Here is a 16436-nt window from a genome sequence, read left to right as displayed (position 1 = left end):
GGAGGCGCTGTGCAGTCGGAACACGAGACCGGTCCCCTGCCGCTGATCGACCTGCGCCACCACGGCGCCGTCGTCGTCGACGTGGGCGTGTTGAAAGATGGCCGGTCCGTCGACTCGACGGTTGCGCTGCTGCACCGGTTGCGCGATCTCGGCGTCGACGTCGCGGTGTTCTCGCCCACCGGGGACGCCCGGGCAGTGCTCGACACAACAGGAGTCGACACAGCGGCCGGCGACACAGCAGGAGACGACGATTCGCTTCCGATCGTGGCCACCGACACCACCCCCTCGGAGGTCGCCGCCCGGCTCCGGTCACCGCTCACGGCCACCGTCGTGATCACCGCCGACGAGGACGTCGCGGCCGCGGCGCAACGAGCCGGGTTCGCCCTGGTGATCCGGGATCCGGGCGAGATCGACATCCGGTCAGGCGACCACCGGCTCTCGGAGATACCCGACGCACTGACCTCCCGGCACGAGCTGGCGACGCTGCTGCGGGTGCGCACACCGGTGCTGTTCCTCGACTTCGACGGCACACTGGCGGATATCGAGCCGGACCCCGCAGCGGCTGTGCTCACCGACGGCACCGACGAGATTCTCCGCCGGCTCGCGGCCGCATGCCCGGTCGTCGTGGTCAGCGGGCGCGACCTGCCGGACCTGCAGGCACGGGTCGGGATTCCGGGTATCTGGTATGTGGGCAGCCACGGATTCGAAGTCGCCGGACCGGCGGGCGGACACTACGAGCATTCGGAGGCTCCGGCCGCCGGATCGGCCCTCGACCGGGTGTCCGGGCTGCTCGAAGAGCGTCTGCGCACCGTGCCGGGCGTCGTGATCGAACGGAAACGATTCTCGGTCGCCGTGCACCATCGCGCCGTGCCCGCCGACCGGGTCGACGAGGTCTCGGCCGTCGTGCACGAGATCGCGGGTGCCGAGGATTCTCTCCGGATCATCAGCGGCCGGAAGGTGCTCGAGGTTCTGCCCCTCGCAGACTGGGGCAAGGGTGAGGCCCTGCGATGGGTGCTCGGGCGTGTCACCGGCGCGGAGGGGCTGCTGCCGCTGTACATCGGCGACGATCCCACGGACGAGGACGCGTTCGACGCGTTGTCTCCCGAAGGGATCGGGATCGTGGTCCGCAGTGAGGAGCCCGGCAATCGCCGGTCGGCCGCGCGGTTCGCCGTGAACGATCCGGCGCAGGTTCGCGAATTGCTCCAGCGCCTGGCCGATCTGGTCGACCGCGATCCCGCGAGCCCGTCCCGCGCGGGTGGATGGATGCTGTACTACGACGACTACGATCCGCCGAGCGAAAAACTACGCGAGGCACTGTGCACGGTGGGCAACGGCTTCTTCGCCACCCGCGGGTGCGCACCGGAATCCGCGGCCGGACGGTGGCACTACCCCGGCACGTACATCGCGGGTCTGTACAACCGACTGCACGATGACCGCGCGGGTACGACGATCACGAACGAAAGCCTGGTGAACGCCCCCAACTGGCTGCCGATGACCTTCCGCATCGACGACGGGCCCTGGTTCGACATCGACTCCGTCGAACTGATGGACTACCGCCAGTACCTGAATCTGCGCCGCGCTGTTCTCACCCGCCGGGTGCGGTACCGCGACCCACAGGGCCGGACGACGACCGTGATCCAACGCCGGTTCGTCGCAATGCACCTGCCCCACGTGGGGGCGCTGCAGACCACGATCGTGGCCCACGACTGGAGCGGCAGCGTGGAGTTCCGCACGGCGATCGACGGCGCGGTCCGCAACACGCTCGTCGAGCGGTATCGCGATCTGGCCAGTGACCATCTCGAACCCCTCGAGGCGCGGGAGGCGGCACACGACTCCGTGGTTCTGACGGTGCAGACGAACCAGTCGCGCATCCCGGTCTCGGTGGCCGCTCGGACCACCGTCTGGTCCGACGGGAACCGCAACGCCTGCAACTACCGATTCTTCGAGGACGACGGCAGTGTCGGCCACCATCTCACCGTCGATGTGGAGGCCGGTTCCTCGATCACGGCGGAGAAGACGGTGACCGTGTTCACCGGCCGTGACCACGCGGTCTCCGGCCCTGCCGAGGCGGCGACGCGACTGCTCGAGGGGCTGGGGCGATTCGACGAGATTCTGGACGGCCACGTCCTGGCGTGGGAACACCTGTGGGACCGGGTCGGCATCGACCTCGCCGGTCACGAGGAAGCGTCCCGGATCGTGCGCTTCCACCTGCTGCACCTGCTGCAAACCGTCTCGCGCAACACCGCCGACCTCGACGTGGGGGTACCGGCGCGCGGACTGCACGGAGAGGCCTACCGCGGCCACATCTTCTGGGACGAGGTGTTCGTCTTCCCGGTGCTGAACCTGCGCGAGCCCGCCCTTACCCGGTCGCTACTGCACTACCGATACCGCCGCCTGCCCGAGGCGCGCCGCGCCGCGACCGCCGCCGGATACCGGGGCGCGATGTTCCCGTGGCAGTCCGGCAGCGACGGCCGGGAGGAAAGCCAGCAACTGCACCTGAACCCGGATTCCGGACGATGGCTGCCCGATCCGAGTTGGCGCCAGTACCACATCGGCATCGCCATCGCCTACAACGTGTGGCAGTACTACCAGGTCACGGGGGACGTGGAATTCCTCGGTGATTTCGGAGCGGAGATGCTGGTGGAGATCGCGCGGTTCTTCGCCAGTCTGGCGTCGTACGACCGGGCCAAGTCGCGATACGTGATCCGCGGGGCGATGGGACCGGACGAGTTCCATTCCGGCTACCCCGACGCGCCGTACTCGGGCATCGACAACAACGCCTACACCAACGTCATGGCCGTCTGGGTGATCCGGCGGGCCATCGAGGCGCTCGCCGCCATCCCCCAGCACAATCGCGCCGAACTCGTCGACCGTCTCCATCTGGACGCCCACGAGATGACACTGTGGTCGGATCTCGGACACCGCATGTTCGTGCCGTTCCACGACGACGTCATCAGCCAGTTCGAAGGCTACGGCGAGCTGGCCGAACTCGACTGGGACCGATACCGCGCGAAGTACCCGGACATCCGGCGCCTCGACCGGATCCTCGAAGCGGAAGGCGACGACGTCAACCGCTACCAGGCGTCGAAACAGGCCGACGTCGTGATGCTGTTCTATCTCCTTTCCGCCGACGAACTGCGGGAACTCTTCGAACAACTCGGGTACGGCCTCGAATCCGAAACCATCCACCGAACGATCGACTACTACCTCGCCCGGACGTCCCACGGTTCGACGCTGAGCGCCGTGGTGCATTCGTGGGTGCTCGCCCGCAGCCACCGCGAGCGGGCGATGGAGTACTTCGAACAGGTCCTGGCGTCGGACATCACCGACATCCAGGGCGGGACGACGTCGGAGGGCATCCACCTCGCGGCCATGGCCGGCAGCATCGATCTGCTGCAGCGGTGCTTCACCGGACTCGAAGTCCGCGGCGACCGTCTCGTCCTGGGTCCGCAATGGCCGGATACCCTGGGCGCCCTCGAGTTTCCGATCTACTACCGCGGCCGGAAGCTGTGGTTGACGGTCAGCGGACGCACGGTCGAGGTCGCTGCCGAGCCCGGGAATCAGGAATCGATCGAGATCATGTGCCGCGATACGGTCGTGACCCTGCAGCCCGGATGCACCGTCACGCTGAGCTGAGCTTCCGGCGACGGGCGGTGCGGCACCCGACCGATGAGAAATATGAAACTTCACAATCGGACGTAACAAACCGTACATTTCGTTCGGTCACGTGAGGGCGGCAAGATCCCTAGGGATGTGCCGCGCCTGCGTTGCAGCACGAATCAGGAGACCACACTTGCAGATCGGAACCGTCGCGACTGTCGCGACCCTCGCCGCGGCCGGCGTGCTCTGCGCCGTCGCAGCACCGGCATCGGCCGGCCCTGCCGAGCCATACAAGCTCCCCGGCGTCACCCAGGTCGTCGAGGTCATCGACGGCGACACCATCGTCACCCGCCACCCCCACACCGGTGAGACGCTGACCGTCGGCATCCTCGGCCTCGACGCGCCCGAAGGCGCGGAGTGCTGGTCGGTCGAGTCCGCCGACTTCGCGCGCATTGCCCTCGTCGGGATCCCGGTACAGCTGTCGGCGGAGCCGGGTCAGCCGAACGCGGACGCCGCCGGCCACCTCCTGCGATACGTCGCGCTCGACAACGACCTTGACGGCGACTACGCCGTGAAGGCCGTACGCAACGGCGCCGGCCGCGCCTACACCGTCGGACCGATGCACACAACCGAACGGCTCGTGGCCGCCGAGGGCGAAGCACGTGGCAACGTCGCCGGTCTGTGGTCGTGCGCTGAGGTGGCGCCCGCACCCGCAGGGCCCTCTGCAACAGCGCCTGAGCAAGCGCTGACGCCGAGCGGGAACGTGGTACAGCCGGGCGCGTTCTGCGACGGAGGCACCGGCATCACCACCAAGGGCACACCGATGGTGTGTGCACCCGGGTCCGACGGTAGCAATCGCTGGCGCGCCGCCGACTGAGAGGAAGACCAATATCCTCGGCGGCATTGCCTTCCTCCTCGTGCCGAATCATTCGTCAGCGGAGCACTACACGCCCTCGTCGTGGCCGTTTCCTGACGACGAACCGGCTCAGGGGGCCGAAAGATCCTGCAGCACCGCAAGTTCCGATCGGATTGGACGGTCAGTTCGGCTGCAGTTAGCCTGATCGATTTGCCGCTCAACCCAGAACGCGGCCCCACCCGAAATCCGGGTGGGGCCGCGTCATGCCTCGGACGACCGTGGCCTGACGCCACTTCACTCCGGTGACACAACCATGACCCAGGCCAAGCCGAGGGCTGGCATCCTCGGCCGCGCGGTGCGGCCCTGAAATCTGAGACGAACAAAGCTCAGGAGCCCGATAACCTCCCACGCAAGGGTCCAAGTTCAAGATCAACCAAACCCGCGAACAGGAAGCAACATTGGCCGACGCCGCCGAGAGCGAGTCGGTACTGGTGCTGATATTGGCCGTACTGCGAACCGAAATGGCGCGCGATCGGACGTCGCACCTACGCCACGCAGATCCGCTGCGGCGCGATCGTCCCGCAACGCTGTGGAGGTCAAGGTACAAGTGATTACCGGAGCGAAGTGGATGATGGACCGGCCATCCCTTGCCACCGAAGGGAACTCACTGGCGGCCGGCGAAAGACTGACCGGAACGTGTCGCTACTCGATTCGGCGCTCGCGGACTGTGACAATCCCGAGAGTGGTAGGCGCTCGGCTGGCTGATGCGCGTAGCTCGAGGAGGTTGTGCACATGAGGATCCGGGCAGCATTGATGGCATCGCTTCTGCTGCTGGCTGGGTGCGCTACAGATGATACGAACAGCGCCACGGACAGTGCGGCTACTGCATCGTCGGAATCGACATCGACCACGCCTGAACCACCCCGCAACGCCCAGGGTCGCATCGAAAAGAATTTCGGCGAGTCAGCTGGCCTGATCGACAACGTCAGCGGAGAACCTGCCTTCACCTTCACTCTGAGCAACCCACGCATGAACCCGGAGTGCACAGGCTTTTGGCAGATCACCCCGAACGGGCAATACCTCTTCGTCGACGTCGAAGCCGTAACAGCGCCAAACTACGCAGAGGCGGTCACAGGCGCCGGCAACCGTAGCGTCAAGGAGATGGCTGACCGCAGTCTGAAAGCCAGCAACTGGAGAGGCGTCGGCCCGGACGGAGCCGTCCTCGGGAGCCTGATCAGCACCGCTGCGCTCAACTGCGACGAACTCAACGACGATGCGTTCCAGGAACCACTCGCTCCTGCTTCGACGTATCGCGGCACCTACGCATTCGACGTCCCCTTCGGAACCCAGAGCATCTACCTGGACATGCTTGGCAAAGACATAAGTTGGGAGTGGCGAGTTCCCGAGACCCTAATCCCTGGCGCTCCTGGCTCACCCCGCGGGTTCTGATCCGCAGAGCGCGGACGAAGAGGGTCCACCTTTCCCACCGACCAGGGCTCAGCCGCCAAGTATGAAGAGCGCTTTGTCCATGTAGCGGGGACGCCACCCGTCGCCCGTCGCGACGCTCACCCTCTCGTTCGACGTCCCTGGCACACTCGAACGCCTCAGCAGTAACTGCTCGCACCTTCCGGTCCGGCCACTCGTTAAGCTCGCGAGTCCAGGCTGTATTGAGGTTCAGCCGCTCCCACAGCAATAGCGCGCCAATGTCCGCCTTCCCGATCGAACCGTCCAGCTCGGCCCACGTCTGGACCTCGAGCAGCACCCCGTCGTAAAGCGCTTCCGCCTTCAATGCTCGGGCACCGGGCGTGGGACGCGACAAGATCAGGCGAGCCCGGAGACGCAGTCATGCCAGGAAGGTCCGAGACCACAACGTTCGGCGCACCGCCAGCAGAATTGCCAAGTTGAGGCACGCGAGCGCCGCAATGACCCCGACTGTGCGCGCCACCCTTCGACGAAGATCTCAAGAGGATGCGGCACTGCCTTAAGCCGAGAACATCCAAGTGGGAGAAGACTGGCTCGACGGGCAAGAAGGCCTTGCGCAGACCTTCACGGCCGACTACCTAGTGGGCGCGGAGGGTTTCGAACCCCCGACCGCTGGTGTGTAAAACCAGAGCTCTACCACTGAGCTACACGCCCCGATCTCCGGCGGAGTTCCGCCGGAGTCGACTCAGGACTCTAGCGCGGCGAGCGCCCTGGCCCAAGCTCCCTGGTCACGGGGCTCTCCGGGCTGGTTCTCCTCGGCGAAACGCACGATGCCGGCCTTGTCGATGACGAAGGTGCCGCGGTTCGCGAAGCCGAGCTTCTCGTTGAACACGCCGTACGCCTGCGCGACCTCACCGTGCGGCCAGAAGTCGGACAGCAGCGGGAACGTGTAGCCCTGCTCGGCGGACCAGATCTTGTGGGTGGGCGACGCACCGACCGAGACCGCGAGGATCGCGGTGTTGTCGTTCTCGAAGGTGGGCAGGTCGTCTCGCACCGCGCACAGTTCGCCCTGGCACACACCGGTGAACGCGAGCGGGTAGAACACCAGCAGCACGTTCTTCTTGCCACGGAAGCTCGACAGCGAGACTTCCTGGTTGTTCTGGTCCTTCAGGGTGAAATTGGGCGCTTCGGCGCCCACCGCGATAGCCATCGGGCAGTCGGATCCTTCGCTGGTAGTGGAACTACTGGATGAGCGAGCCGAGCTCAGCGTCGATGTGAGCGGAGCTTAGCGCTTCTGACGGGCAGCCTTCGGCTGCACCAGCCGGCTGCCGGTCCAGTCGCCGAGGTTGGCGGCGGACGTCTGGGTGAGACCGGCGGTGGTCGCCGATTCGGCGATCTCGCTGGGCTCGACGTGGTCGGGGCGGCCGGTCTTCGGCGTCAGTACCCACACGACCCCTTCGTCCGACAGCGGGCTGATCACGTCCATCAGTGTGTCGACGAGATCACCGTCGCTCTCGCGCCACCACAACAGGACGACGTCGACGACCTCGTCGGAGTCCTCGTCGAGCAGTTCGGACCCGGTTACCTCTTCGATGGCGACGCGGATCTCGTCGTCCACGTCCTCGTCCCATCCGAGTTCCTGAACCACGTGGTCGTGGGTGATACCGAGCTTCTGAACGTAGTTCTTGGCGTCCGCCGCGGCGACCACGGTGGTTCCCTCCTTCTGGTTGCCGGCGCCCGGTTGCCCGGACGCCGGTGTGACGACGATTGCATCGATTGGTCAAAGCGAACATCGTTCGACCGCTCAGCGCAAGCCGAATCGCAACGAAAGACCCGAGTTTCTTTCCCCACGCTACTCCGCACGGACACCGCCCGTCCGGTTCGGGTGATTCGCCCTTCTCGTCCGCACTGGGAGGAACAGGACCACCGGCCGCTGCCCCGCACGCCCGAATGGGGGAAGATGAGGGGTGCATCATGTTCAGATGTCGATGAGTCGGCTCCCACAAGAGCCGATCAACGGAGTGGGCGCCACACCTGCGCGCCCCACCACGATGAGGAGCAGACGTTGACAGACCTGATCCACGGACCTCAATCCCTAGACGGCGCCGACACACCGGGCGCCAAGGGATCGGGGCCCTCGCCGAGTTCGACTGGACCGGCCACCGACAGCCGCGTTCGCGTCATTCGCGAGGGTGTGGCCTCCTACCTCCCGGACATCGATCCGACCGAGACCGCCGAGTGGCTCGAATCGTTCGACGGCATGCTCGAAGCCGCCGGCCCCACCCGCGCCCGTTACCTGATGCTGCGCCTGCTCGAGCGCGCCGGCGAGCGCCACGTATCGATCCCCGCGTTGACCTCCACCGACTACGTCAACACCATTCCCACCGAGAGCGAACCGTGGTTCCCCGGTGACGAAGAGGTCGAGCGCCGTTTCCGTGCGTACATCCGCTGGAACGCCGCGATCATGGTCACCCGCGCGCAGCGGCCGGGCATCGGCGTCGGCGGTCACATCTCCACCTACGCGTCCTCCGCCGCGCTCTACGAGGTCGGTTTCAACCACTTCTTCCGCGGCAAGGACCATCCGGGCGGCGGCGACCAGGTGTTCATCCAGGGCCACGCCTCCCCCGGCATCTACGCTCGCGCCTTCCTCGAGGGCCGCATCTCACCCGAGCGGATGGACGGATTCCGTCAGGAACACAGCCACGCGTCGCTGGGCGGCGGCCTGCCGTCGTACCCGCACCCTCGGTTGTTCCCGGAGTTCTGGGAGTTCCCCACGGTCTCGATGGGCCTCGGCCCGATGAACGCGATCTACCAGGCTCGATTCAACCACTACCTGCACGACCGCGGCATCAAGGACACCTCCGACCAGCACGTGTGGGCGTTCCTCGGCGACGGCGAGATGGACGAGCCGGAATCGCGCGGTCTCGCCCACGTCGCCGCGACCGAGGGCCTGGACAACCTGACCTTCGTCGTCAACTGCAACCTGCAGCGCCTGGACGGGCCGGTGCGCGGTAACGGCAAGATCATCCAGGAGCTGGAGTCGTTCTTCCGCGGCGCCGGCTGGAACGTCATCAAGGTCGTGTGGGGACGCGAGTGGGACGCGCTGCTCCACGCCGACAAGGACGGCGCGCTGGTCAACCTGATGAACGTCACCCCGGACGGTGACTACCAGACGTACAAGGCCAACGACGGCGCCTTCGTCCGTGAGCACTTCTTCGGCCGCGACCCGCGCACGAAGGAGCTGGTCAAGGACCTGACGGATCAGGAGATCTGGAACCTCAAGCGCGGCGGCCACGACTACCGCAAGATCTACGCCGCCTACAAGATGGCGATGGAGCACAAGGGTCAGCCGACGGTGATCCTGGCGCACACCATCAAGGGCTACACCCTCGGCAAGCACTTCGAGGGTCGCAACGCCACGCACCAGATGAAGAAGCTGACGCTCGAGGACCTCAAGTACTTCCGGGACCTGCAGCGCATCCCGATCTCCGACGCCGAACTCGAGGCGAACCCGAAGATGCCGCCGTACTACCACCCCGGCTTCGAGTCCCCCGAGATCCAGTACATGCTGGACCGGCGCCGCCAGCTGGGCGGGTTCCTGCCCGAGCGCCGCACCTCCGCGGCACCGCTGAAGCTGCCCGAGGCCAAGACCTACGACGTGGTGCGCAAGGGCTCGGGCAAGCAGCAGGTCGCCACCACCATGGCGCTCGTGCGTGTGCTCAAGGAACTGTTGCGCGACAAGGAGATCGGTCCGCGCATCGTGCCGATCATCCCCGACGAGGCCCGCACGTTCGGTATGGACTCGTGGTTCCCGTCGCTGAAGATCTACAACCGCAACGGCCAGCTGTACACGTCGGTGGATGCCGAACTCATGCTCGCCTACAAGGAGAGCGCGGTCGGCCAGATCCTGCACGAGGGCATCAACGAGGCCGGCTCGACCGCCTCGTTCACCGCGGTGGGCACGTCGTACGCCACCCACGGCGAACCGATGATCCCGGTGTACATCTTCTACTCGATGTTCGGGTTCCAGCGCACCGGCGACGGCCTGTGGGCCGCGGCCGACCAGATGGCCCGCGGCTTCGTGCTCGGCGCGACCGCCGGTCGGACCACGCTGACCGGTGAGGGTCTGCAGCACGCCGACGGCCACTCGCTGCTGCTCGCGTCCACCAACCCGGCGGCGGTCACCTACGATCCGGCGTTCTCCTACGAGATCGCCCACATCGTGCGCGACGGTCTGCGCCGCATGTACGGCGGAACCCCTGGCGTCGACGGGTTCGGTGGGGAGGACGTCTTCTACTACATCACCCTCTACAACGAGCCGTACGTGCAGCCGGCCGAGCCCGCGAACCTCGACGTCGACGGGCTGCTCAAGGGCATGTACCTGTACCGGACCGGTGCGGCATCCGGCCCGAAGGCGCAGATCCTCGCATCGGGTGTGCTCATGCCGGAGGCGCTGCGCGCCCAGGAGTTGCTCGCCGAGGAGTGGGGTGTGTCCGCGGACGTGTGGTCGGTGACGTCGTGGGGCGAACTGCGTCGCGACGGCATCGAGTGCGACCGCAAGGCGCTGCTCGATCCGGGTGCCGAGGCCCCGGTCCCCTACGTCGCGCGGGTGCTGTCCGATGCGGCCGGCCCGTTCGTCGCGGTGTCCGACTGGATGCGGGCGGTTCCGGACCAGATCCGGCAGTGGGTGCCCGGTGACTACACGGTGCTCGGCGCCGACGGCTTCGGATTCTCCGACACCCGTCCCGCCGCGCGCCGCGTGTTCAACATCGACGCCGAATCGACGGTCGTCGCGGTGCTCGCCGCGCTCGGCCGCGAGGGTGCCGTCGATCGGGCGCGGGCCGTCGAGGCCGCCGCGAAGTACAAGATCGACGACGTCACGGCCGCGCCGGAGCAGACGTCGGATCCGGGCGTGGCCTGATCCGGCCCGTCCTGCAACGGGCGATCGGCCGCGGGCGTAGTTTCGTCCCATGGTCGAGGATTCCGCGTCACCGCGGTTGACACGTGCACCGGGCGCTCCCACGGGGCGCCCGGTGCCGCCGGCGCGTCCGGAACGTGCCCCGTTGCCCGACGCGCTGCTGCGGCGCGTCAAGCAGTTCTCCGGCCGACTGTCCACCGAGGCCGTGCACGTGATGCAGGAGCAGTTGCCGTTCTTCGCCGACCTCGACGCCTCGCAGCGGGCGACCGTGCAGCTGGTCATCCAGTCGTCGGTCGTCGATTTCATCGAGTGGGTGCGCGACCCGGAAAGCGACATCCGTTTCAGCACCGACGCCTACCAGGTGATCCCGCAGGACCTGGCGCGGCGGCTGACGTTGCGGCAGACCGTCGACATGGTGCGGGCCGCGATGGAGTTCTTCGAGCAGTGGCTGCCGGCGCTCGCCCGCAACGAGCAGCAGCTGGTGGCCCTGACCGAGGCGATCCTGCGGTACGGCCGCGAGCTGGGGTTCGCGGCGGCGTCGGTGTACGCGAGTGCCGCCGAGTCGCGCGGCGCGTGGGACACACGGCTCGAGGCGCTGGTCGTCGACGCCGTGGTGCGCGGCGACACCGGTGCGGACATGCAGTCGCGCGCGGCGACCCTGAACTGGGACGCGACCGCCCCCGCGACGGTGATCGTGGGAACTCCCCCGCCGGACGAGAACGTGTCGGTGGTGACGACGGTGCACACCATCGCGCAGCAGCACGGTCGCGCGGCACTGGCGGTCGTGCAGGGTGAGCGGCTCGTGATGGTGGTCAGCGGGATATTGCACGGCACGCCGGAGGCGGCGGCGTTCCGTGACGAATTGATGCGCGCATTCTCGGACGATGCGGTCGTCATCGGTCCGACCACCCCGACGCTGGGATCGGCGCACGTCTCGGCCGTCGAGGCGATGGCCGCGATGGAGGCGGTGGCGGGATGGCCCGGCGCTCCACGCCCGGTGCACGCGGCGGAGTTGCTGCCCGAACGTGCCCTGCTGGGCGACGCGGCGGCGATCGAGGCACTCGAGGACTACATCGTCGGTCCCTTGGCGGCGGCCGGTCCGGCGCTGTCGAACACGCTCGACGCATATCTCGACAGTGGGGGTGCTGTCGAGACCTGCGCACGAAAGCTGTTTGTTCATCCAAATACTGTCCGGTACCGGTTGAAGCGAATCACAGAAGTGACCGGCCGGGACCCCACGAATCCCCGTGATGCATACGTTCTCCGAATCGCCGCAACAGTGGGTCGTTTGGCTCGAAGCCATAACAAACTCCGAACTCAGTCACCACCGGTCACACGATTCACATTTCGCGATTCGGGCACGTAACACACACAGCCGGTCGATCGATAGTCACGGTCGACTTGGGCTTTTGTGGAAACCCTACAAATCCCTGCTCGAGACTTCATCCCAGCCGACATCTCGAGGAGGCCTCCGCAGGGTGTTCCCTGATCTTCGTGATTTCGCTGCTCGCCCCCGGTCAGGGGTCCCAGACACCCGGCATGCTCGCCCCTTGGTTGGAGCAGCCCGGCGCCCGCGATCGCATCCAGGTTTGGTCGAAGGCCGCCGGGCTCGACCTCGAACGCCTCGGCACCACCGCCACCGCCGAGGAGATCACGGACACGGCGGTCACCCAGCCCCTCGTCGTCGCCACGGCGCTGCTCGCCTTCGAGGAACTCGACGCCCGCGGCCTCGTCCCGGCCGACGTGGTCGTCGCAGGGCACTCGGTCGGTGAACTCGCTGCGGCCGCGATCGCCGGCGTCATCACCGCCGACGAAGCCGTCTCGCTCGCTGCGATCCGCGGTGCCGAGATGGCCCAGGCCTGCGCCGTCGAGCCGACCGGCATGTCCGCGGTCCTCGGTGGCGCGGAGGACGAGGTCCTCGCCCGGCTCGCCGAGCTGGACCTGGCCCCGGCCAACGTGAACGCCGCCGGACAGATCGTTGCCGCCGGCCGAATCTCGGCGCTCGAGGAACTGGCCGCGAACCCGCCCGAGAAAGCACGGATCCGGCAACTGCCGGTCGCCGGCGCCTTCCACACCCGATTCATGGCGCCCGCCCAGGAGGCGGTCGCCGACGCCGCGGCGAAGATCGTTCCCAGCGAACCGACCCGCACCCTGCTGTCCAACTTCGACGGCGCCCCCGTTGCGTCCGGAGCGGACGCACTTTCCAAGCTGGCCGCACAGGTGACCCGGCCTGTGCGGTGGGACCTGTGCACCGCGCATCTGCGCACCGCCCAGGTCTCGGCCGTCGTGGAACTCCCCCCGGCGGGCACCCTGGTGGGTATTGCCAAGCGCGAGATGCGCGGCACCCCCACCCTGGCGCTCAAGTCCGCGGACGATTTCACGGCACTGGCCGAATTGCCCGGACTCGGATAGTTTGCTGCGCGCGCGTCGCGCAGCAAACACGGGTACGCCCGATCCGGGTACCCGGGCCCGGCCGGAAACATCCGGCCGGAAATTCAGACCCCATCACTGAAACACACGAAGGGAGCCACGACGTGGCCACCAGCCAGGAAGAAATCATCGCCGGTCTCGCGGAGATCATCGAAGAGGTCACCGGTATTGAGCCCTCCGAGGTGACCATCGAGAAGTCCTTCGTCGACGATCTCGACATCGACTCCCTCTCCATGGTCGAGATCGCCGTCCAGACCGAGGACAAGTACGGCGTCAAGGTTCCGGACGAGGACCTCGCGAACCTCCGCACCGTGGGTGACATCGTCGCCTACATCCAGAAGCTCGAGGCCGAGGGCGTTCAGATCTCGAACGACAACGAGTGAGCCCGACCGTGACTTCCGCCTCTCCTACGTTGCGCAACGTCGTCGTCACCAGCCTTGCGGCCACGACGTCGATCGCCGGTGATGTGGATGCCACGTGGAAGGGACTCCTCGCCGGGGAAAGCGGCATCGGCACACTCACCGGCGGATTCGTCGAAGAGTTCGACCTCCCGGTCCGCATCGGCGGAACCCTGAAGGTCAGCCCCGACGAAGGACTCTCCCGCGTCGAGATCCGCCGCATGAGCTACGTCGAACGGCTCGCGCTGACCCTCGCACGCACGGTGTGGACGAACGCCGGCAGCCCGGAGGTCGACCACGAGCGGCTCGGTGTCGTCATCGGTACCGGTCTCGGCGGTGGGGAATCCCTCATCGACGCCGTCGACAAGCTGCGCGAAGGCGGATACCGCAAGGTGTCGCCGTTCGCGGTGCAGATGGTCATGCCGAACGGCCCGTCGGCCACCGTCGGTCTCGAACTCGGCGCCCGCGCCGGGGTCATCACGCCGGTCTCGGCGTGCTCGTCGGGTTCCGAAGCGATCGCCCACGCGTACCGGATGATCGCGCTCGGTGACGCCGACATCATCGTCACGGGTGGTGTCGAGGGTCAGCTCGATGCGGTTGCCACCGCCAGCTTCGCGATGATGCGCGCGCTGAGCACCCGCAACGACGACCCGAAGGGTGCGTCCCGCCCCTTCGACAAGGACCGCGACGGTTTCGTCTTCGGCGAGGCGGGCGCAATGCTCGTCCTCGAATCGGAGGAACACGCCAAGGCACGTGGCGCGACGATCCACGCCCGCGTCCTGGGCGCAGGAATCACCTCGGACGGGTACCACATCGTGGCCCCCGATCCCGAGGGAACGGGTGCTGCCCGTGCCATGACCCGGGCGATCCAGACCGCCGGACTCACCAAGTCCGACATCGCCCACGTCAACGCACACGCAACGGCCACCCCGATCGGCGACATCGCCGAAGCGAAGGCAATCGGTGCGGCCGTGGGCAAGCACGCCGCGATCTACGCACCGAAGTCCGCGCTCGGACATTCGATCGGTGCGGTCGGTGCCCTCGAGGCAGTACTGACGGTCCTGAGCCTGCGGGACGGAGTCATTCCGCCCACGCTCAACCTCGAGAATCAGGATCCAGAAATCGATCTCGACGTGGTCAAGGGCGAACCGCGTTACGGCAACTTCGATTTCGCGCTGAACAACTCGTTCGGATTCGGTGGGCACAACGTGGCGCTCGCGTTCGGCCGGGCCTGACCCGTCCGACGCCCGCTCGATGTTCGTGGTGGAGGTCCCATCCCCTCTCGGCACCTCCACCACGAACACCCCACCACCCGCCTTCCCGAGGAGCACCGATGACCATCCTGGATCCTGCCGACACTCGGAACACCGCGGTGGACCCTCGAGACCCGCTCGCGCGGCTCGAGAATCTGTTCGACGCCGGCACCACCGAAACGCTGCATCCGCGTGACAAGTCGGGCGTTCTCGCCGCGATCGGCTACATCGACGGCATCCGCACCGTCGCCTACTGCTCCGACGCCACCGTCATGGGTGGCGCCATGGGTGTCGAGGGCTGCAAGCACATCGTCGCCGCGATCGACACCGCCATCGAACGCGACCTGCCGGTCGTCGGCCTCTGGCACTCCGGGGGCGCTCGGCTCGCCGAGGGAGTCGAGGCCCTGCACGCCGTCGGCCTCGTGTTCGAGGCCATGGTCCGCGCGTCCGGCCGGGTCCCCCAGATCTCCGTCGTACTCGGTTTCGCCGCCGGAGGCGCCGCCTACGGCCCCGCCCTCACCGACATCGTCATCATGGCGCCGGAAGCACGCGTCTTCGTGACCGGGCCCGACGTGGTGCGCAGCGTCACCGGTGAACAGGTCGACATGGAATCGCTCGGTGGTCCGGACACGCACACCAAGAAGTCCGGTGTCGCGCACATCGCCGCCGAGGACGAAGAGGACGCGCTCCACCGCGCGCGGCGCCTGGTGTCGATGCTCGCCGATCAGGGCGAGTTCGACATCGAGCTCGCCGCTCGGGGCGACACCGACCTGCGGGCGCTTCTCCCCGAATCCCCGCGGCGCGCCTACGACGTGCGGCCGATCGTCCACGAACTCCTCGACAACGTCGAAGGTGAATCGAGTTTCGAAGAGCTGCAAGGCAACTGGGCACGCAGCATCGTCACCGGATTCGGCCGCCTCGGCGGTCGCACGGTCGGGGTCATCGCCAACAACCCGCTGCGGCTCGGCGGATGCCTCAACTCGGAGAGCGCCGAGAAGGCCGCTCGGTTCGTGCGCATGTGCAATGCGTTCGGTGTGCCCCTCGTCGTCGTCGTCGACGTCCCCGGCTACCTGCCGGGTGTCGGCCAGGAATGGGAGGGCGTGGTGCGCCGCGGCGCGAAGCTGCTGCACGCCTTCGCCGAAGCACGCGTGCCCCGGGTGACGCTGGTGACCCGGAAGATCTACGGCGGCGCCTACATCGCGATGAACTCGCGGGCACTCGGCGCGACCGCCGTGTTCGCGTGGCCCGAGGCCGAGGTCGCCGTGATGGGCGCCAAGGCCGCCGTCGGCATCCTCCACAAGCGCGCTCTGGCTGCCGCGCCGGACGAGGAGCGCGAAGCGCTGCACGACCGTCTCGCCGCCGAACACGAGGCGATCGCCGGTGGTGTCGGGCGGGCCATGTCCATCGGTGTCGTCGACGAACTCATCGACCCCGCCACCACCCGCAGCACTCTCACCGCGGCGCTCGCCGCCGCGGCTCCGGCACGCGGGGGACACAAGAACATTCCCCTGTAAGCCGACGCCCGCACGGCCGAAGCCCTTCCGGATCCGCGATCCGGA

At 67.3% G+C, this 16436-nt stretch carries 11 protein-coding genes and 1 tRNA gene; 9 read left to right on the top strand and 3 right to left on the bottom strand.

All coding sequences use genetic code 11. From position 1 onward, the window contains the following. Positions 1-9 precede the first annotated feature (9 nt). The 3 genes from otsB (at position 10) to ACN675_RS13010 (ending at position 5905) form a co-directional block, all read left to right on the top strand. Positions 10-3636 (top strand): trehalose-phosphatase, encoded by a 3627-nt coding sequence (otsB, locus tag ACN675_RS13020; protein ID WP_420751230.1) that lies wholly within the window; start codon positions 10-12, stop codon positions 3634-3636. Between the two features lie 157 nt (positions 3637-3793). Continuing rightward, positions 3794-4477, top strand: coding sequence for a thermonuclease family protein (locus ACN675_RS13015; RefSeq protein WP_420751229.1), 684 nt, complete (start codon positions 3794-3796; stop codon positions 4475-4477). Between the two features lie 792 nt (positions 4478-5269). After that, positions 5270-5905, top strand: a complete 636-nt coding sequence (locus tag ACN675_RS13010) for a hypothetical protein (RefSeq protein WP_420751228.1) — start codon at positions 5270-5272, stop codon at positions 5903-5905. A 615-nt stretch (positions 5906-6520) separates the two neighbouring features. On the opposite strand, the gene ACN675_RS13005 is transcribed toward ACN675_RS13010, so the two are convergent. From ACN675_RS13005 to ACN675_RS12995, 3 genes are all read right to left on the bottom strand, one after another. Further along, a tRNA-Val gene (locus ACN675_RS13005) sits at positions 6521-6592 on the bottom strand. A 31-nt stretch (positions 6593-6623) separates the two neighbouring features. Next, entirely contained in the window at positions 6624-7088 is a 465-nt protein-coding gene (locus ACN675_RS13000; protein ID WP_420751227.1) for a peroxiredoxin, read from the bottom strand. Between the two features lie 75 nt (positions 7089-7163). Next, complete coding sequence (locus tag ACN675_RS12995) at positions 7164-7586, bottom strand: DUF3052 domain-containing protein (protein ID WP_420751226.1); 423 nt, start codon at positions 7584-7586, stop codon at positions 7164-7166. A gap of 357 nt (positions 7587-7943) precedes the next feature. On the opposite strand from ACN675_RS12995, the gene aceE reads away from it, so the two are divergent. The 6 genes from aceE (at position 7944) to ACN675_RS12965 (ending at position 16391) form a co-directional block, all read left to right on the top strand. Beyond that, positions 7944-10799 (top strand): pyruvate dehydrogenase (acetyl-transferring), homodimeric type, encoded by a 2856-nt coding sequence (gene aceE, locus ACN675_RS12990; RefSeq protein WP_420751225.1) that lies wholly within the window; start codon positions 7944-7946, stop codon positions 10797-10799. Between the two features lie 49 nt (positions 10800-10848). Next, positions 10849-12162: a PucR family transcriptional regulator gene (locus ACN675_RS12985; protein WP_197257817.1), complete on the top strand. Its 1314-nt coding sequence runs from the start codon at positions 10849-10851 to the stop codon at positions 12160-12162. Between the two features lie 128 nt (positions 12163-12290). Continuing rightward, positions 12291-13208, top strand: coding sequence for an ACP S-malonyltransferase (locus tag ACN675_RS12980; protein ID WP_420751224.1), 918 nt, complete (start codon positions 12291-12293; stop codon positions 13206-13208). A gap of 122 nt (positions 13209-13330) precedes the next feature. After that, complete coding sequence (acpM, locus tag ACN675_RS12975; protein ID WP_068162700.1) at positions 13331-13609, top strand: meromycolate extension acyl carrier protein AcpM; 279 nt, start codon at positions 13331-13333, stop codon at positions 13607-13609. A gap of 8 nt (positions 13610-13617) precedes the next feature. Further along, a complete protein-coding gene (locus tag ACN675_RS12970) occupies positions 13618-14859 on the top strand; it encodes a KasA/KasB family beta-ketoacyl-ACP synthase (protein WP_420751241.1) in 1242 nt (413 codons plus the stop codon). Positions 14860-14957: 98 nt separating this feature from the next. Next, positions 14958-16391, top strand: a complete 1434-nt coding sequence (locus tag ACN675_RS12965) for an acyl-CoA carboxylase subunit beta (RefSeq protein ID WP_420751223.1) — start codon at positions 14958-14960, stop codon at positions 16389-16391. Positions 16392-16436: the final 45 nt, after the last annotated feature.

It is taken from the genome of Rhodococcus sp. O3, from assembly GCF_048897285.1.
In the GTDB taxonomy this organism is placed as follows: Bacteria; Actinomycetota; Actinomycetes; order Mycobacteriales; family Mycobacteriaceae; genus Rhodococcus.
This window is presented reverse-complemented; position numbering and strand designations above follow the sequence as displayed.

Bases quoted from the DNA above. Each gene is read 5' to 3' on its own strand.
- ACN675_RS13010 (WP_420751228.1), top strand. From the start codon at position 5,270: ATGGCATCGCTTCTGCTGCTGGCTGGGTGCGCTACAGATGATACGAAC.
- ACN675_RS12965 (WP_420751223.1), top strand. From the start codon at position 14,958: ATGACCATCCTGGATCCTGCCGACACTCGGAACACCGCGGTGGACCCT.
- ACN675_RS13000 (WP_420751227.1), bottom strand. From the start codon at position 7,088: ATGGCTATCGCGGTGGGCGCCGAAGCGCCCAATTTCACCCTGAAGGAC.
- ACN675_RS12985 (WP_197257817.1), top strand. From the start codon at position 10,849: ATGGTCGAGGATTCCGCGTCACCGCGGTTGACACGTGCACCGGGCGCT.